The organism is Pseudomonas sp. NY11955 (genome assembly GCF_048068035.1).
In the GTDB taxonomy this organism is placed as follows: Bacteria; Pseudomonadota; Gammaproteobacteria; order Pseudomonadales; family Pseudomonadaceae; genus Aquipseudomonas.
Window position 1 is genome coordinate 48626 of sequence record NZ_JBLUPS010000002.1, and the last position, 16952, is coordinate 65577.

Genomic DNA, 16952 nt, shown 5'->3' on the forward strand with positions numbered 1-16952 from the left:
GGCTGTCTTACGTGCGTGCACGCAGGGAAATTTGCTTCAGGTAGGCCTTGGGCGTGAGCCCGGTGTGTTCACGGAAGCACTTGTAGAACGCCGACAGCGAGTTGAAGCCGGCGCTGAAGGCCAACTCGTCGATCGTCGCCTCGACGCGGTCGTCGTCGAGGCTGGCCATCAGGTGCTGCAGACGGGCCTGGTTGACGTAGCGGTAGAAGCTTTGCCCCAGCACCTGGTTCAGCAGGTAGGAGATCTGGTTGCGGCTGTAGCCACTGGCATCGGCGACTTGCTGCAGGTCCAGCTCCGGGTCCAGGTAGGGGCACTGGCGCTGGAAATAGTGTTCGAGGTCCTGGGCCATGGTCGACAGTTGCCGGGGTGACAGCCCAAGGCGGCTGGTGGCCGGGCGCGGGCCGCTGCTGGCATGGCCTGTGCCGTTCTGGCGGACCAGCGTGGCGTATTCGTTGACCCGCCAGATCAGCCCGTCCTTCACGGTGATCGCCTCACTGGATTGGAAAGCCACCAGGCCGTCGCCACCCTGGACCGTGACCTGGTACTGGATGAACGCGGTGCAGCCATCGACGCGGATGCGGTCGCTGTGGACGATGTCTTCGCCGGCCTGGCGGGGCAGGCAGGCATGCACGTAGTCGCGCAGCTCGCCGAAGCCGAGCACGCGGTTCTGGAAGAAGTCGTGGTACTGGACGTCGGGGTGATAGAGCGCCATTACCCCGTCCAGGTCGCGAAGCTTCCAGCACAGGTGATAGCGCATGACGGTGTCGGCGGTGACCGGGGTCTGTTGCGGGCCGTCGTGGTGGGTTATTGGGCTCATGGAGGGATAGTGCATGGGCATCGGGCGGCGTGACAAGCGCGAACAGCTTCATTGTCCCGCGGGCTGTCACCGGAACCCTCAAAAAACATTCAAGACCGCTGAAAGATGGGGTGGGGAGTTTGAGCATCTTTGTCAACTGTTAGAACAGATAGTTGAAAAGTAGTGGCGCTTCGATAGGCTTACTGACTGTAAGCAGACGAATTACAATCCTTGAATGTCCGACGGTGGGAACTGGGTATGAACCGGTTAGGTCAAGTAACGGTAGATCATGTTCATGCTGATACTCGCTACCTGAGTTTAGAAGAAAGCGAGTTTTCCGATATTGATTTTTCTGTTGATTACCTGCTGGTCGTCACGTTGCCCGGGGATTATGAGGCCGCATCGGAAAACCAGTATCCAATCGTTCAATACCTGATGAATCGAGGTGTCAGTCTTGTACAAGCGCATGCGCAGCGGGCCGTCGATATGCATCCGCATCTGCCATGCTGGATATCTGCACCTTTAATCAACCAGCCTTTCAAGCGCCTTGTGGTTTTCGAGTGTGGTCGAGAGGCGCTCGACGGTCGATTGGTTTGGGCCGCTTATGAGACTGCGCGGTTGGGGGCCGGTAGCGTGGGCAACTTTACAGTGGCCAACGCAATGCTGTTGGGGTTCGATACTCAAGACGTCGCCTTCACCTATGTGCTTAGGCAGGCTTTTTTTGCATCACTCAGTTGCGCTGCACGCGTGGTTTTGCCAGAGGCCCATATCCTGGTCGAACCCAGCCAAGGCTCAGCGGCTCTGGCCCTTTTCGAATCGCTCACGAGCGACTACATCGCTCCGCCCGATATCCCTGCACATCTGAAGAAACTGCAGAAGCGCTTGCGGCTAACTCATGAAATAAAGCGTTATCCCAAGGCCCACGCGCTTGGCCTGACCGACAGGCAATTCGGTGCTATTAAAAGGTACACACGTAGTTCAAGCCATATCAATTCAACATTGCGCAGGGACGACGTAACGGACCCTGATTATCTGGCGCTACAGGCTATGTTTGAAGCGATATCCACAGGGTTGGCGAATTTGAATAATTTTGTGTCGCAAGAGGGAGGGCGTCTGTTTCGAGGTGTTAGGCCTTTTGAGGGCTTTGAGTCGCTGTACCGGGTGGGTGGTAGTACCCATGAGTTGGCCTATACCAGTACGTCAAAGGTTTCGACTATTTATGGTTCAACGATGGCAATTCGTTTCTACATGAGTAGCCATGTTGGAAAAGAAATTGCAGAGATTTCTGACTTTCCAGAGGAAGAAGAAGTATTGTTCGATTATGGCATGCAGCATCTGATCATGAGTACGTATGACCTTGTGGACATGGGCACGCAATGGCCGCTACCAGGGCATGTGTATAAAGTCTATGAGTCGAGTGAAGATTTACCCAATCTTACCGCAGCACGCTTTCTTCATTTGTAGGTGAATGGCCATGCCCCTGAGACCGGCGGTTACTTCTGCAATGGTAGACATCATTCTTGAGTGCAAGCCCGATACCAAGGCACTGGAAGAGATAGGTGCCCAGTCTTTGCAGTGGACGAGGAGCCTCGAGCGTCTGCTTTATGCCATGAACGGTACGGGTTTTGTCGCAGCCTTCGATTGGCAGAGCGCTTATAAAGACACACTGGGCAAGACGGTATCGCTCAGGCATATCAACAATGCGTCGCTGAGCGAAGTACGAAGGCTGCTGATTTATCACGTCAGGTTGGATCGCTTCTGCACAGGCCATCTTGAATCGATTGCGCTGTCGGGGGTGTTGGACGGTCTGCTTGATAGGCTCGCCAAACTCAAGCCTGCCTGAGCACGGGGCTCGTATTGGCAGGCGGTAATGCAGAACGCCCTTGTCGAAATGGGGCGAATCCGCATTTTGCACGATAGGGTGGGTGGGATTGGCTGCTAAGACCTTGATTCGAGGCGATGTCATTTTTTGACACATTTGGCATGGGTGCTGCACCGATCCAGTCCAGACCTCGAACAAGGAGAAAGGCCATGCGCTCGATACTGCTGTGGATGATTGGGGTGCCGATCCCGGTGATCATTCTGATCTGGTTCTTCATGCATTGAGATTCTGGGGCCGCTGCGCGGCCCATTCGCAGCACAAGGCTGCTCCTACAAGGGCGATCGCGATGTCCCCTGTGATCGCCCCTGTAGGAGCAGCCTTGTGCTGCGAATGGGGCGCAAAGCGCCCCCGGCCATCTAGAGGTTAGAGAAACTGCTCGGCATAGTGGCAAGCCACTTGCCGGGTACTCACCAGCCGCAAAGCCGGCACCTCCTTGGCACACCGTTCCGTCGCATACGGGCAACGCTTGTGAAACGCACACCCATCCGGCGGGTTCAGCGGGTTGGGCAGCTCCCCGACAATGCGCATCTTCGGCTTCAGCGGGTCCGGGTGAATCGCCGGTGTCGCCGACAGCAGCGCCTGGGTATAGGGATGCAACGGCTTTTCGTAGATGTCCTCCTTGGGCCCCATTTCAGCCGGCCGCCCCAGGTACATCACCAGCACCTGATCGGCCACATGCCGCACCACCGCCAGGTTATGAGAGATGAACACGTACGCGGTGTTGAACTCTTTTTGCAGGTCCATGAACAGGTTCAGCACCTGCGCCTGGATCGACACGTCCAGCGCCGAGGTCGGCTCGTCCGCCACCAGCACCTTGGGTTGCAGCATCATCGCCCGGGCCAGGGCAATGCGCTGGCGCTGGCCGCCAGAGAACATGTGCGGGTAACGCTGGTAGTGCTCCGGGCGCAGGCCCACCTGTTCCATCATTTTCTGCACTTTGTCGCGGCGCTCGGCCTTGCTCAGCGAGGTATTGATCAACAGTGGCTCGGCCAGCTGGTCACCAATCTTCTGCCGTGGGTTGAGCGAGGCGTAGGGGCTCTGGAACACCATCTGCACATCGCGGCGCAGTTGCTTGCGCTCAGCCTTGCTGGCGCCCTTGACCTCGGTGCCGGCAATTTGCAGCGAGCCGGACGATGGCTCTTCGATCAAGGTCAGGGCGCGGGCCAGGGTCGACTTGCCACAGCCGGACTCGCCCACCACGGCCAGGGTCTTGCCGGCTTCCAGTTCGAACGACACGCCATTGAGCGCACGGACCAGCGCGTGGCCTTTGAACAGCCCGCGGGAGACTTCGTAATGCCGGGTAAGCTCCCGGGCGGATAGAACGACGGCCATCACGCCACCTCCTGGTTCAGCGGGTAGAAGCAACGCACCAGGCTGTGGGCCTGTGGGTCGAGGGGCGGGCGCTGGCGCCGGCAATTGTCCTGCACGTACGGGCAGCGCGGCGACAGCAAGCAACCGACGGGGCGGTCGTAGCGCCCAGGGACGATGCCAGGCAGGGTGGCCAGGCGTTCGGCGCCGATGCTGTGCTCGGGGATCGCCGCCAGCAAGGCTTCGCTGTAAGGGTGGGCAGGCACGTCGAACAGTTCAGGCACCTGGCCCACTTCCACGGCCTGGCCGGCGTACATCACGCACACCCGCCTGGCGGTTTCGGCGACCACGGCGAGGTCGTGGGTGATCAGGATGAGCGCCATATTGCGCTCCTTCTGCAGGTTCACCAGCAGCTCCATGATCTGCGCCTGAATGGTCACGTCCAGCGCGGTGGTCGGTTCGTCGGCAATCAACAGCTTGGGCTCGCCGGCAATCGCCATGGCAATCGCCACACGCTGGCTCATGCCGCCGGACAGCTGGTGCGGGTAGGCATCCAGGCGGCTTTCCGCAGCCGGGATCTCGACCTTTTTCAACAGTTCGAGGGCACGCTGGCGCGCGGCCTTGCCCTTCAGGCCCAGGTGCTGGCGCAGCACTTCTTCGATCTGGAAGCCCACGGTGTAGCTGGGGTTGAGCGCGGTCATCGGGTCCTGGAAGACCATGGCGATATCCTTGCCTACCACCTTGCGTCGCTGGCGCCCGCTGAGCTTGAGCATGTCGGTGCCGGCGAAGGACAGGGTGTCGGCGGTGATGCGACCGGGGGCGTCGATCAGGCCCATCAAGGCCATCATGGTGACCGATTTGCCCGAGCCGGACTCGCCGACGATGGCCAGGATTTCGCCAGCTTCCACCGCCAGGTCCAGGCCGTCGACTACCGGTACCGCATTGGCGTCGCCGAAGCGCACGTTGAGGTTGTTGATTTGCAACAGTGACATGGCGTTCTCCTCAGGCGGCGTTCTTGAGTTTCGGGTCCAGCGCATCGCGCAGGCCGTCGCCCATCAGGTTGATTGCCAGCACACTGAGCAGAATGGTCAGACCGGGCAGGCTCACCACCCACCAGGCGCGCTCGATGTAGTCTCGGGCCGAAGCCAGCATGGTGCCCCACTCGGGGGTAGGCGGCTGCACGCCGAGGCCGAGGAAACCCAGTGCGGCGGCGTCGAGGATGGCGGAGGAGAAACTGAGGGTAGCCTGCACGATCAGCGGCGCCATGCAGTTGGGCAGCACGGTGACGAACATCAGCCGTGGCAGCCCGGCACCGGCCAGGCGTGCGGCGGTGACGTAGTCGCGGTTCAACTCGCCCATCACGGCGGCGCGGGTCAGGCGCACGTAGGAGGGCAGGGACACGATGGCGATGGCGATCACCGTATTGATCAGGCCAGGGCCGAGGATGGCGACGATGGCCACGGCCAGCAGCAGCGATGGCAACGCCAGCATCACGTCCATCAGGCGCATGATCGACGGGCCAAGCAGTTGCGGGAAGAAACCGGCCAGCAGGCCGAGGAGAATGCCTGGGATCAGCGACATCACGACCGACGACAGGCCGATCAGCAGCGACAACCGTGCGCCCTGAATCAGCCGCGAAAGCAGGTCGCGGCCAAGTTCGTCGGTGCCGAGGATGAACTGCCAGGTGCCGCCTTCCAGCCACACCGGCGGGGTCAGCAGGAAGTCGCGGTACTGCTCGCTCGGGTCGTGCGGGGCGACCCAGGGCGCGAACAGCGCGCAGAACACCACCAGGCACATGAAGGCCAGGCCCATCACCGCGCCTTTGTTGCGCGCGAAGGCTTGCCAGAATTCTTTGTACGGCGAGGGGTAGAGCAGGCTCTGGTCCACCGGGCTGGCCGGCGACACGGATTTTGCAATCGGGCTAGTCATGGCAAGGGTCTCAGCGCTGATGACGGATGCGTGGGTTGGCCAGGCCGTAGAGGATGTCCACGACGAAGTTGACCAGAATCACCAGGCAGGCGATCAACAGGATGCCATTCTGGACCACGGGGTAGTCACGGGCACCGATGGCTTCGATCAGCCACTTGCCGATGCCCGGCCAGGAAAAGATGGTTTCGGTCAGCACAGCACCGGCCAGCAGCGTGCCGACTTGCAGGCCGAACACGGTCAGTACCGGGATCAGGGCGTTGCGCAGGCCGTGCACGAACACCACGCGGGCCGGCGACAGGCCTTTGGCCCGGGCGGTGCGGATGTAGTCTTCGCGCAGCACTTCGAGCATCGACGAGCGGGTCATGCGGGCGATTACCGCCAGCGGGATGGTGCCCAGCACGATGGCCGGCAGGATCAGGTGCATCACCGCGTCCTTGAACGCGCCTTCTTCGTCGCTGAGCAGGGTGTCGATCAGCATGAAACCGGTCTTCGGCTCGATGTCGTAGAGCAGGTCGATGCGCCCGGACACCGGGGTCCAGCCCAGGCTCACCGAGAAGAACATGATCAGGATCAGGCCCCACCAGAAGATCGGCATCGAGTAGCCGGCCAGGGATATGCCCATGACCCCGTGGTCGAACAGCGAACCGCGCTTGAGTGCCGCGATCACCCCGGCCAGCAGGCCGACGATGCCGGCGAACAGCAGGGCGGCGAAGGCCAGTTCGAGGGTGGCCGGGAACAGGGTGAGAAACTCGCTCCACACGCTTTCGCGGGTGCGCAGCGATTCACCCAGGTCACCTTGGGCCAGCTTGCCGACGTAGTCCAGGTACTGGACCGGCAGTGGCTTGTTCAGGCCCAGGCGCTCCATGGCCTGGGCATGCATTTCGGGGTCGACCCTGCGCTCGCCCATCATCACTTCCACCGGGTCGCCGGGGATCAGGCGTATGAGCGCGAAGGTCAGCAAGGTGATGCCGAAAAAGGTCGGTATCAGCAGGCCAAGGCGCCGGGCAATAAAACTCAACATTGTCAGGGTTACCTCATCAGGCCGTGGGGCGATCAGCCCGGAACGGCGGTGCCGCCGGTGCCCGTGTGGGGTGCCGGCGATCGTTGTTGTTCTACTTCACCTTGGTGGTGGCGAAGTTGTTGTTGGTCAGAGGGCTGATCACGTAGCCCTCCACGTTGTCACGCATGGCGGTGAACAGCTTCGGGTGGGCCATGCTGATCCAGGGTTGGTCGTCATCGTACACCTTCAATGCCTCGCTATAGAGCCTTGCACGTTCGTCGTTGTCGATGACCTCGCGGGCGCGGGTAATCAGTTCCTGGAATTTCGAGTTGCACCAGCGGGCGTAGTTCTCGCCGGTTTTGGCGGCGTCGCAACTGAGCAGCGGGGTGAGGAAGTTGTCCGGGTCGCCGTTGTCGCTAGCCCAGCCCGTGGATACCAGGTCGGCTTCGCCGTTTTTCGCGCGGCGCAGCATTTCGGCCCATTCCATTACGCGGATGTCCAGCGTCAGGCCGACCTGTTTCAGGTCGGCTTGCAGCATCTCGGCGGACAAACGCGGGTTGGGGTTGGTTTGACCGCCACCGTTGCGGGTGAACAGGGTGATGACCGTGCCTTCCGGCACACCGGCCTCCTTGAGCAGTGCGCGAGCCTTGGCTGGGTCGTGGGGCGCGTTCTGGTTGGCGGTGTTGTAGCCAGGCATGGAAGGCGGGTAGGGGTTCACGCCTACCAGCGCGTTGCCTTTGCCGAACAGCTGGTCGATGTGGGTCTGGCGGTCGAACGCCATATTGATGGCTTTGCGCACGCGTACATCGCTGAGGTACTTGTGCTGGGTATTCATGGCGATGTAACCGGTGACCAAGGCCTCGGTCTCGGCGACCTTGAGCTTGGGGTCGGCCTTGATCGACGGCACATCTTCGGGTTTGGGGTACAGCGCGACCTGGCATTCGTTGGCGCGCAGCTTCTGTAGCCGCACGTTGTTGTCGGTGGAAATGGCGAATATCAGGGCGTCGGCCGGTGGTTTGCCGCGAAAGTAATCCGGGTTCGGTTTGAAGCGTACCTGTGCGTCTTTGTTGTAACGCTGGAAGATGAACGGCCCTGTGCCGATCGGCTTGCTGTTCAGCTCGGCGGTTTTCCCGGCCCTGAGCAACTGGTCGCCGTACTCGGCGGAGTAGATCGAGGTGAAGCCCATGGCCATGTCGTGCAGGAAGGGCGCTTCCGGGCGGGTGAGGGTGATCACCACGGTGTGGTCGTCGGCCTTGCTTACCGATTTGAGCAGGTCTTTGAAGGCCATGCTCTCGAAATACGGGTAGCCGACACTGGTCTTGTCGTGCCACGGATGGTTGGGGTCAAGCTGGCGGTTGAGGCTCCACAGTACGTCGTCGGCGTTGAATTCACGGGTTGGCTTGAAGTAGTCGGTGGTGTGGAACTTCACCCCTTGGCGCAGGTGGAAGGTGTAGGTCAGGCCATCTGGCGAGACGTCCCAGCGCTCGGCCAGGGCTGGCTGGATGTCGGTGGTACCGGGTTTGAAGTCGACCAGGCGGTTGAACAGGGTTTCGGACGATGCATCGAAGGTCACCGCCGTGGTGTATTGAACAACGTCGAACCCTTCCGGGCTGGCTTCGGTGCATACCACCAGCGGTTTGGCCGCCAGTTGCGTGGCGCTGCCCAGCACCAGTGCGGCCAGGGCCAGGTGTAGCGGTAGCGATTTCATGAAAGCTCTCTGCATGGGTTGATGACTCCCTGCTTGCATTGGTTCCAGCGTAGCCGCCACGGCCCGCTGTGAAGTGGGCCGTGGCGTCGACGGTCAGAGAATGTTGAACGGAATGGTGGTCACCACCCGGAATTCATCCAGGCTGCCATCGGCCTGGGCCTTGCTGGCGCGGTGCGCGGTATAGGTGGCGCGGATGCTGGTGTCTTTCAGCGGGCCGCTCTGCACCGCGTAGCTGGTACCGATACCCCACTCATAGTGGGTTTCGCCATTCATACCGTTCACGTCGTAGGCCGTACCGCGATAGTGGGTGCCATCGATACCCCAGCCGCGGGCGTTGTACAGGTTGAACTTCAGGCCTGGCACGCCATAGGGCGCCATGTTCAGCACGTAGGAAATCTGCAGCGATTTTTCGTTGGGCCCGTTGAAGTCCGACAACAGCGAGTTGGCCAGGTAAATGCCATTGGTTTCGTGCAGGTAGTCGAAGTACTCGTTGCCGTTGACCTGCTGCCACGCGGCACTGAGGGTGTGGGCCTGGTGGGTCAGACCGAGCGACAGGCTGTAGGTGTCGTTGTCGATCTTGCCCATTTTCTGGCTGCCGGCATCGACGGTCTTGTAGTAGTTCAGCCCGGTGCTCAGGCTGAGCACCGCGCTGTCGCCGAGCACGTGGTTGGCGCCGACGTAGTACTGGTTCCAGAAGTCGTCGACCTTGGTGGCGTACAGGCTGGTGCTCAGGCTCTTGAACGGCTGGTAGTTGATGCCGGCGGTGCTGGCGCGGTCGGTTTCCACGCCGGTGGCGCTGTATTCGCTGCGGAACTTGCTGAGGCTTTGTTCGGTGCGTGGCGAGACCCGGTCGAAGGTACCCAGGTCGAAGCTGAGGTTGTCGAATTCGGCGCTGTGCAGGAACGCGCCCTGGAAGCTCGACGGCAGGGCGCGGTTGCCGATGTAGGCGATCATCGGCGTGTCCACCGTCTGGCGGCCGAGGGTAAGGGTGGTGTTGGACACGCGCGCCTTGATGTTGCCCAGGCCCAACTTGCTCCACTGGCCAATGGGGTCGCCATCGCTGTGGGTGAGGGTGCGGTTGTTGGGGCCGGCGACGGCCTCGCGGCTTTGCTGCAGAGCGATGGCGTTGTAGCCAGCGGCTTCGACGGCAATGCCGACGGTGCCTTGGGTAAAGCCGGAACTGTAGTTGAGGATGGTGCCCTGCACCCAGTTTTCCCGGGTGTGGGTGGGGTGGCGGGTACCGTCGCTGCTGTAGTACTTCCACAACGGGGCGCGTGCGGCGCGCTCGCGGGCGTACCAGTTGCGGGTACTGCCGGACAGGCTCTGGCCATCGATGAAACCGCTGGCCTGCGCTTGCTCGCTGCTGTCTTTGAGGGTGAGCGGGATGTAGGCCTGGCTTTGTGGGTCAGCCAGGGCCACGGTGGACAAGGCACTGATGGATAGGGCCAGTGCGGTCAGGGTGGATACTCTCAAGGTTGAAGCTCCCTTTGTTTTCTAGTTATTGCCAGCCTTGTGGGCCGGATGGGGTTGCGGTGTTGCCAGGGTCGCCACGGGGTCGCCGGGCTGAATCGGGGAGATGTGTTGCCTGTTCTGGCGCTTTCGCGGGCTCGCCCGCTCCCACAGGCAGCTCGCAAGTGCTGAACCTGTAGTGATCCTGTGGGAGCGGCGGTGCGGCGACCCGACATGCCCGCGAAGGGGCCGTTAGCGGTCAGTGCTCAATCAACACTCACGCCGGAAAAATCATTGCGCCCAAATGGGCTGACCTTGAACTGGGAAACCTTGACGCTGAGCGGCTGGTTCACCGTGGAATGCGCCACCGGAGTAATCGGTACCTGCTGCTTGAGCCGCTGCTGTGCCTGCTGGTACAGGGCGGTGCGCTGCGCACGGTCGGTCACCTGCTTGGCTTGCTTGACCAGGCTGTCGTACTGCGGGTCGCACCACAGCGAGTAGTTGTTGCTGCCGATGGCATCGCAGCTGTAGAGGGTGCCCAGCCAGTTGTCCGGGTCGCCGTTGTCACCGGTCCAGCCGATCAGGGCGATATCGTGCTCGCCGCTTTTCATGCGCTTGAGGTATTCACCCCATTCGTAGCTGACGATGCGCACCTTGAAACCGAGCTTGTTCCAGTCGGCCTGGAGCATTTCGGCCATCAGCTTGGCGTTGGGGTTGTACGGACGTTGCACCGGCATCGCCCACAAGGTGATTGCGGTGCCGGGCTTGACGCCGGCCTGCTGCAGCAGTTGCCTGGCCTTCTCCGGGTCGTAGGGTGCGTCCTTGAGGCTTTCGTCATAGGACCACTGGGTCGGTGGCATGGCGTTGACCGCCAGCTGGCCGGAATCCTGGTACACCGCCTGGATGATGGCTTTCTTGTTCACCGCCATGTCCATGGCCTGGCGTACTTCCAAGCGGTCGAACGGTGGGTGCTGGGTGTTGTAGGCGATGTAGCCGAGGTTGAAGCCCGGTTGCTGCAGTACTTGCAGCTTGCTGTCGGCCTTGAGCGCCGGCAAGTCGGCCGGGCGTGGGTGCAGGGTGACCTGGCACTCGTTGCGGCGCAGCTTCTGGATGCGCACCGAGGGGTCGATGTTGATCGAGAACACCAGGTTGTCGATCTTCACCTCGTTCGGTGCCCAGTAGTGCGGGTTGCCCTTGTAGCGGATCTGCGAATCCTTCTGGTATCGCTGGAACACGAACGGCCCGGTACCGATCGGCTGCTGGTTGATGTCGCTGGGGCGTCCGCTGGCCAATAGCTGGTCGGCGTATTCAGCGGAGAGGATGGAGGCGAAGCTCATGGCCAGGTTCTGGATGAATGCGGCATCGACCGTGTTCAGGGTGAATACCACGGTCAGCGGGCCGACCTTCTCGACACGGGCGATGTTCTTGTCCAGGCCCATGCTGATGAAATAGGGGAACTCGGTAGGGTAGGCCTGGCGGAACCGATGCCCCTTGTCGAGCATGCGGTTGAAGGTGAACAGCACGTCGTCGGCGTTGAGGTCGCGGCTCGGGCTGAAGGCCTTGTTGCTGTGGAACTTCACCCCTTCACGCAGGTGGAAGGTGTAGCGCAGGCCATCGTCGGACACTTCCCAGCGGGTCGCCAGGGCAGGGTGTACGGCAGTACCGCCGCGCTCGAACTCGACCAGCCGGTTGTAGATCGGCTCGGCGGCGTCGTTATCGGTGGCGCTGGTGTACTGGGCGGTGTCGAAGCCGGCTGGGCTGCCTTCGGAGCAGAACACCAGGTTGTTGGCCAGCAGGGCCGGAGATTGGCTGATCAGGCCCAGGGCCAGCAGGGTAGAAAGGCGGTTGGCGTGACGCATGGCAAGTCCTTTTTCGTCTGTTTGCGCCGCCTCGGGGTACGAATGACGGCAACAGTTCGCCGACCCCGCGGCGGATAGCCGCAGGACGACATGAAAGGGTGGTAAGGGGCACCCGCCGCTCAGCGGGTGCCACGATCAGCCTATTTGTCCACGCTGACGCCGTAGAAGGAGTTCAGGCCGAATGGGCTGATCTTGTAGTCCTTTACCTTGGCGCTCATGGGCTGGTACACGGTGGAGTGGGCGATCGGAGTGATCGGTACCTGCTCCTTGAGGATGTGTTGTGCTTTTTGGTACAGCTCGGTGCGCTTGGCCTGGTCGGAAGTGGCCTTGGCCTGCCTGATCAGGTCGTCGTAGGGCTTGTAGCACCACTTGGAGAAGTTGTTGCCATCCACGGCATCGCAACCGTAGAGCGTACCCAGCCAGTTGTCCGGGTCACCGTTGTCACCGCTCCAGCCAATCAGCATGGCGCCCTGTTCGCCGCCTTTGGAGCGTTTGATGTACTCGCCCCATTCGTAGCTGACGATCTTGGCCTTGATGCCGATCTTGGCCCAGTCGGCCTGGAGCATTTCGGCCATCAGCTTGGCATTGGGGTTGTACGGGCGTTGTACCGGCATGGCCCACAGGGTGATCTCAGTGCCTTCCTTGATGCCGGCTTCCTTGAGCAGTTGCTTGGCTTTCTCGGGGTCGAAGGGCGCGTCCTTGATAGTGGTGTCATAGGACCATTGGGTAGGTGGCATGGCGTTGACTGCCAACTGGCCAGCGCCCTGGTAGACGGACTCGATGATCTTCTTCTTGTCCACGGCCATATCCAGCGCCTGGCGTACTTTCAGCTGGGCCATGGGGTTGGCGTCGCTACTGCCCTTGATCTTGTCCATCACGTTGTAGGCGATGTAGCCCAGGTTGAAACCGGCCTGGTCAGGCATTTTCAGCTTTGGGTCTTGTTTTAGCGGCTCGATATCGGCCGGGCGGGGGAACAGCGTGACCTGGCACTCGTTCTTTTTCAGCTTCTGCATGCGCACCGAGGCATCGGTGGTGATGGCAAAGATCAGGTTGTCGATCTTCACGTCATCGGGCTGCCAGTAGTCCTTGTTGCCCTTGAAGCGGATCTGCGCGTCCTTCTGGTACTTGCTGAATACGAACGGGCCGGTGCCGATCGGTTTCTGGTTGATGTCGGCGGCCTTGCCATTCTTGAGCAACTGGTCGGCGTACTCGGCGGACTGGATCGAGGCAAAGCTCATGGCCAGGTTCTGGATGAACGCGGCATCCACTTCGTTGAGGGTGAACTTCACCGTGTGCTCGTCGAGCTTCTCCACCTTGGCGATATTCTTGTCCATACCCATGTCGGTGAAGTACGGGAACTCGGTGGGGTAGGCCTTGCGGAACGGTTGCTCCTTGTCGAGCATGCGGTTGAAGGTGAACAGCACGTCGTCGGCGTTGAACGGGCGGCTGGGCTTGAAGTAGTCGGTGGTATGGAACTTGACCCCTTCGCGCAGGTGGAAGGTGTAGGTCTTGCCATCGTCGGACACGTCCCATTGGGTCGCCAGCCCCGGGGTGACCGCGGTGCCGCCACGTTCGAACTGGGTCAGGCGGTTGAACACGGTCTCGGCCGAGGCGTCGAAGTCGGTCCCGGTGGTGTACTGCCCTGGGTCGAAACCGGCCGGGCTGCCTTCGGAGCAGAACACCAGGTTGGACACGGCAAGGGCCGACGGTGCGCCGGTGAGCAAGCCTGCGCCAAGCAGGAACGGAATGACTGCGTGTTTAAGCATGGTGGCCTCATTGTTGTCATTTTTTGGATGAGGTGGCCTCGTGAGCCGACCTGCGGATACTTATGCAGGGGGTGTTCCCAATGCAACAGGAAGAAGGATAGTTGGCGCCGGAAAAGTGGTACGACCGTACATGGATGTCGCATCGGTATAACTTTCGGCGAAGTTAAACGTTTGCGCAGGCAAAATGATGGCATTTTGCAAGATGTTTCGAGGCGGGAGTGTATGTAGGAAGCACCTTGTTGGTGCGTAGGAAGGGGCGTCAAATCTGCATTTGAAGCAATGCCTGTGGCAGCGGGCCGGCCCGCTCCCACAGGTGCTTGGTGAACCCGTTAAGGCATCTGTACTTCGATCAGGCCATCGGCATTCATGCTCACTTCACTGGTGCCTGCCTCGATGTCCGGCGCCGGTGCCGCCTCATCAGCCCCCATGGCCTTCATTGCCATCGGTGCGCTACGCAGGTACGGGCGTGGGTAGCCACTGCTGTTGAGGTTCAGGCTGACCACTTTGTAGCCCTTGCCGCCCAGCGCCTCGGTGGCCAGTTGTGCGCGGGCCTTGAAGGCATCGACCGCATCCTTGAGCAGTGCATCCTCGCTGGCTTTGCGCGTGGCGGGGGCGATGGAGAAGTCCATGCCGCCCATTTTCAGCTCTTGCAGCAAGTCGGCGGTCAGCTGGGACAAGGCCGGGAAGTTGGCGCTCTCCAGGCGCAGTTCGGCGCGTTCGCGCCAGCCGGTGATCTTCTGGCCCTTGCTGTCATACACCGGGTAGCTGTTGCGGCTGCCCTGGCTGATTTTCACGTCCTTGACCTGGCGCGACTGCTGCACGGCCTTGTTCATGGTTTCGGTGATCTGCTTGGCGAGCTTGCCCGGGTCACTGTTCTGCGCTTCGCTGTACAGGGTCACGACCATCAGGTCGCGCGCCACTTCCTTGCTGACTTCAGCACGCAGCGATACCTGGTTGAAACGTGGTTCATCGGCAGCCAGCGCCGGCAGGCTGGCGAGCAGGCCGCAAGAGAGGATGAGGGCGGCGCCGCGACGTGGGATTTGCATGGGGTACTCCTTGACAATGAAAGGCGTGGGGTCTGGTCGTCCATTCCACGCATGGCCCATCAGACCGGCAACAGTGTAGTGGGTTCAAAAGTGCCATCATCAACCTGTGACAAAGTGTGGCGCTTTGCCGCATCGCTGCAGCGAGGCGCCCGGCTTCGGTATACTCCAGCCGATTTTCTGGAGCACTCATCAGGAGAGCTCATGCTCGCTGCCGTACAACCGTTGTCCGCTACCCGCCAGAACCTCTGGCGCCTGACCGTCATTCGGGTCCTGGTCCTGGCTGCCCAGGCCGGCTCGGTGGGCGTTGCCTACTGGACCGAACTGCTGCCGTTGCCCTGGCTGTCGCTGGCCGGCACCTTGGCCTTGTCTTCGCTGCTGTGTGCCTTCACGGCCCTGCGCCTGCGCCTGTCGCTGCCAGTGACCGAAATGGAGTATGCCCTGCAGTTGGCATGTGACCTGCTGATCCACAGTGCCTTGCTGTATTACTCCGGCGGCTCGACCAACCCGTTCGTTTCCTATTACCTGGTGCCGCTGGCGATTGCCGCGGTGACCTTGCCGTGGCTGTATTCGCTGATCCTCTCGGGCATTGCCCTGACGGCCTACAGCCTGCTGCTGGTGCAGTTCTACCCGCTGGAAGGCCTGCCCATGGCGCGGGACAAGATGCAGGTCTACGGCATGTGGCTGAGTATTGCCCTGGCTGCGGCAGTGATCACCTTCTTTGCCGCGCGCATGGCCGAAGAGCTGCGCCGCCAGGAGCAATTGCGTTCCGAACGGCGTGAAGAAAGCCTGCGCGACGAGCAGCTGCTGGCCGTGGCCACCCAGGCCGCGGGTGCCGCCCATGAGCTGGGGACGCCGCTGGCGACCATGAGCGTGCTGATCAACGAAATGCGCCAGGACCACACCGACCCGCTGTTGCAGGAGGACCTGCAAATCCTCCAGGACCAGGTAAAGCTGTGCAAGGAAACCTTGCAACAGCTGGTGCGCGCTGCCGAAGCCAACCGACGCCTGGCGATCGTGGAGCAGGATGTAACCGCCTGGCTGGACGAAGCGCTGAACCGCTGGCACTTGATGCGTCCGGAAGCCAGCTACCGCTTCCAGCGCCTGCGCGATGGCAAGGTGCCGCGGCTGACGCCGCCACCGGACTTGACCCAAGCGCTGCTCAACCTGTTGAACAATGCCGCCGATGCCTGCCCCGATGACCTGGAAGTGCGCCTTGACTGGGACGCCCAGGACATCGTCATCAGCATCCGCGACCATGGCCCCGGCGTGCCGCCGGCCATTGCCGAAGCCATCGGCAAACCTTTCATTACCACCAAGGGCAAAGGCTTCGGCCTGGGCCTGTTCTTGAGCAAGGCCAGCGTGACCCGTGCGGGCGGTTCGGTAAAACTCTATAGTCATGAACAGGGTGGCACCCTGACCGAACTGCGCCTGCCCTATGGCAAGCGAGGAGATGAATGATGAGCGAAGAAAACCAGGTCGAAAGCGAAGAGCTGCCGCACCTGCTGCTGGTGGATGACGATGCCACCTTCACCCGGGTCATGGCGCGGGCCATGAGCCGTCGCGGTTTCCGCGTGAGCACCGCCAGCTCTGCCGAGGAAGGCTTGATCCTGGCCCAGCAGGACCTGCCGGACTACGCCACGCTGGACCTGAAGATGGACGGCGACTCCGGCCTGGTGCTGCTGCCCAAGCTGCTGGAGCTGGACCCGGAAATGCGCGTGGTGATCCTGACCGGTTACTCGAGCATTGCCACTGCGGTGGAGGCGGTGAAACGTGGTGCCTGCAACTACCTGTGCAAGCCGGCTGATGCCGATGATGTGCTGGCAGCGCTGCTGTCGGAGCACACCGACCTGGATACCCTGGTGCCAGAAAACCCGATGTCGGTCGACCGCCTGCAGTGGGAGCACATTCAGCGCGTACTGAACGAGCACGAGGGCAACATCTCGGCCACCGCGCGGGCGCTGGGCATGCACCGGCGGACCTTGCAACGCAAGCTGCAGAAGCGGCCGGTTCGGCGCTGAGTCTTTACTGGCAGTGCCGGCCTCTTCGCGGGCAAGCCCGCTCCTACAGGCTGACGCGGTTGTTGTAGGAGCGGGCTTGCCCGCGAAGAGGCCGGTACGGACAGAAATTTATCTATAACATCCCGCGATCCCCGCAAATTCCGGCCGTTGGCGTATCATTAGCCGCCTAACGGCAACCCCCTCCAGGATCG

At 61.4% G+C, this 16952-nt stretch carries 15 protein-coding genes; 4 read left to right on the forward strand and 11 right to left on the reverse strand.

Annotated features, from left to right (window positions below):
- Nucleotides 1-7 precede the first annotated feature (7 nt).
- A complete protein-coding gene (locus ACNFBR_RS03275) occupies nucleotides 8-832 on the reverse strand; it encodes a helix-turn-helix domain-containing protein (protein ID WP_416733647.1) in 825 nt (274 codons plus the stop codon).
- A 222-nt stretch (nucleotides 833-1054) separates the two neighbouring features.
- Here ACNFBR_RS03275 and ACNFBR_RS03280 point away from each other — a divergent pair, with 222 nt between their 5' ends.
- Together ACNFBR_RS03280 and ACNFBR_RS03285 are read left to right on the forward strand one after the other, a co-directional pair.
- Nucleotides 1055-2260 (forward strand): ADP-ribosyltransferase domain-containing protein, encoded by a 1206-nt coding sequence (locus tag ACNFBR_RS03280; protein WP_416733648.1) that lies wholly within the window; start codon nucleotides 1055-1057, stop codon nucleotides 2258-2260.
- Nucleotides 2261-2270: 10 nt separating this feature from the next.
- The gene (locus ACNFBR_RS03285) at nucleotides 2271-2639 is read left to right on the forward strand and encodes a DUF6508 domain-containing protein (RefSeq protein WP_416733649.1); all 369 of its coding nucleotides are present in this window, start codon (nucleotides 2271-2273) and stop codon (nucleotides 2637-2639) included.
- Here the strand turns inward: ACNFBR_RS03285 and ACNFBR_RS03290 are convergent.
- From ACNFBR_RS03290 to ACNFBR_RS03335, 10 genes are all read right to left on the reverse strand, one after another.
- Complete coding sequence (locus tag ACNFBR_RS03290) at nucleotides 2626-2895, reverse strand: hypothetical protein (RefSeq protein WP_416733650.1); 270 nt, start codon at nucleotides 2893-2895, stop codon at nucleotides 2626-2628. The two genes, ACNFBR_RS03285 and ACNFBR_RS03290, sit on opposite strands and share 14 nt — an antisense overlap.
- A 146-nt stretch (nucleotides 2896-3041) precedes the next feature.
- Nucleotides 3042-4010: a peptide ABC transporter ATP-binding protein gene (locus ACNFBR_RS03295; RefSeq protein WP_416733651.1), complete on the reverse strand. Its 969-nt coding sequence runs from the start codon at nucleotides 4008-4010 to the stop codon at nucleotides 3042-3044.
- A complete protein-coding gene (locus tag ACNFBR_RS03300; RefSeq protein WP_416733652.1) occupies nucleotides 4010-4978 on the reverse strand; it encodes an ABC transporter ATP-binding protein in 969 nt (322 codons plus the stop codon). The genes ACNFBR_RS03295 and ACNFBR_RS03300 overlap by 1 nt, the downstream gene beginning before the upstream one ends.
- Before the next feature lie 10 nt (nucleotides 4979-4988).
- Nucleotides 4989-5915, reverse strand: coding sequence for an ABC transporter permease subunit (locus ACNFBR_RS03305; RefSeq protein WP_416733653.1), 927 nt, complete (start codon nucleotides 5913-5915; stop codon nucleotides 4989-4991).
- A gap of 10 nt (nucleotides 5916-5925) precedes the next feature.
- Entirely contained in the window at nucleotides 5926-6936 is a 1011-nt protein-coding gene (locus tag ACNFBR_RS03310) for an ABC transporter permease subunit (protein ID WP_012316108.1), read from the reverse strand.
- A gap of 91 nt (nucleotides 6937-7027) precedes the next feature.
- The gene (locus tag ACNFBR_RS03315) at nucleotides 7028-8638 is read right to left on the reverse strand and encodes an ABC transporter substrate-binding protein (protein ID WP_416733654.1); all 1611 of its coding nucleotides are present in this window, start codon (nucleotides 8636-8638) and stop codon (nucleotides 7028-7030) included.
- Between the two features lie 78 nt (nucleotides 8639-8716).
- Complete coding sequence (locus ACNFBR_RS03320) at nucleotides 8717-10096, reverse strand: OprD family porin (protein ID WP_416733655.1); 1380 nt, start codon at nucleotides 10094-10096, stop codon at nucleotides 8717-8719.
- A gap of 242 nt (nucleotides 10097-10338) precedes the next feature.
- Nucleotides 10339-11931 carry an ABC transporter substrate-binding protein gene (locus ACNFBR_RS03325; RefSeq protein ID WP_416733656.1) on the reverse strand — a complete coding sequence of 531 codons (1593 nt, stop codon included), beginning with the start codon at nucleotides 11929-11931 and terminating at the stop codon, nucleotides 10339-10341.
- Between the two features lie 140 nt (nucleotides 11932-12071).
- The gene (locus ACNFBR_RS03330) at nucleotides 12072-13697 is read right to left on the reverse strand and encodes an ABC transporter substrate-binding protein (RefSeq protein WP_416733657.1); all 1626 of its coding nucleotides are present in this window, start codon (nucleotides 13695-13697) and stop codon (nucleotides 12072-12074) included.
- Nucleotides 13698-14026: 329 nt separating this feature from the next.
- Entirely contained in the window at nucleotides 14027-14743 is a 717-nt protein-coding gene (locus ACNFBR_RS03335) for an SIMPL domain-containing protein (RefSeq protein WP_416733658.1), read from the reverse strand.
- A 201-nt stretch (nucleotides 14744-14944) separates the two neighbouring features.
- Here ACNFBR_RS03335 and ACNFBR_RS03340 point away from each other — a divergent pair, with 201 nt between their 5' ends.
- Both ACNFBR_RS03340 and ACNFBR_RS03345 read left to right on the forward strand, forming a co-directional pair.
- The gene (locus ACNFBR_RS03340; protein ID WP_012270632.1) at nucleotides 14945-16201 is read left to right on the forward strand and encodes an ATP-binding protein; all 1257 of its coding nucleotides are present in this window, start codon (nucleotides 14945-14947) and stop codon (nucleotides 16199-16201) included.
- Nucleotides 16201-16761, forward strand: coding sequence for a response regulator transcription factor (locus ACNFBR_RS03345; RefSeq protein ID WP_003255244.1), 561 nt, complete (start codon nucleotides 16201-16203; stop codon nucleotides 16759-16761). Before ACNFBR_RS03340 ends, ACNFBR_RS03345 begins: the two co-directional genes overlap by 1 nt.
- Nucleotides 16762-16952: the final 191 nt, after the last annotated feature.

Excerpts from the sequence above, each read along its gene's own strand:
- ACNFBR_RS03345 (WP_003255244.1), top strand. The coding sequence starts at position 16,201 with ATGAGCGAAGAAAACCAGGTCGAAAGCGAAGAGCTGCCGCACCTGCTG.
- ACNFBR_RS03290 (WP_416733650.1), bottom strand. The coding sequence starts at position 2,895 with ATGAAGAACCAGATCAGAATGATCACCGGGATCGGCACCCCAATCATC.
- ACNFBR_RS03280 (WP_416733648.1), top strand. The coding sequence starts at position 1,055 with ATGAACCGGTTAGGTCAAGTAACGGTAGATCATGTTCATGCTGATACT.
- ACNFBR_RS03305 (WP_416733653.1), bottom strand. The coding sequence starts at position 5,915 with ATGACTAGCCCGATTGCAAAATCCGTGTCGCCGGCCAGCCCGGTGGAC.
- ACNFBR_RS03300 (WP_416733652.1), bottom strand. The coding sequence starts at position 4,978 with ATGTCACTGTTGCAAATCAACAACCTCAACGTGCGCTTCGGCGACGCC.
- ACNFBR_RS03340 (WP_012270632.1), top strand. The coding sequence starts at position 14,945 with ATGCTCGCTGCCGTACAACCGTTGTCCGCTACCCGCCAGAACCTCTGG.
- ACNFBR_RS03275 (WP_416733647.1), bottom strand. The coding sequence starts at position 832 with ATGCACTATCCCTCCATGAGCCCAATAACCCACCACGACGGCCCGCAA.
- ACNFBR_RS03335 (WP_416733658.1), bottom strand. The coding sequence starts at position 14,743 with ATGCAAATCCCACGTCGCGGCGCCGCCCTCATCCTCTCTTGCGGCCTG.
- ACNFBR_RS03315 (WP_416733654.1), bottom strand. The coding sequence starts at position 8,638 with ATGCAGAGAGCTTTCATGAAATCGCTACCGCTACACCTGGCCCTGGCC.
- ACNFBR_RS03295 (WP_416733651.1), bottom strand. The coding sequence starts at position 4,010 with ATGGCCGTCGTTCTATCCGCCCGGGAGCTTACCCGGCATTACGAAGTC.
- ACNFBR_RS03285 (WP_416733649.1), top strand. The coding sequence starts at position 2,271 with ATGCCCCTGAGACCGGCGGTTACTTCTGCAATGGTAGACATCATTCTT.
- ACNFBR_RS03330 (WP_416733657.1), bottom strand. The coding sequence starts at position 13,697 with ATGCTTAAACACGCAGTCATTCCGTTCCTGCTTGGCGCAGGCTTGCTC.
- ACNFBR_RS03310 (WP_012316108.1), bottom strand. The coding sequence starts at position 6,936 with ATGTTGAGTTTTATTGCCCGGCGCCTTGGCCTGCTGATACCGACCTTT.
- ACNFBR_RS03325 (WP_416733656.1), bottom strand. The coding sequence starts at position 11,931 with ATGCGTCACGCCAACCGCCTTTCTACCCTGCTGGCCCTGGGCCTGATC.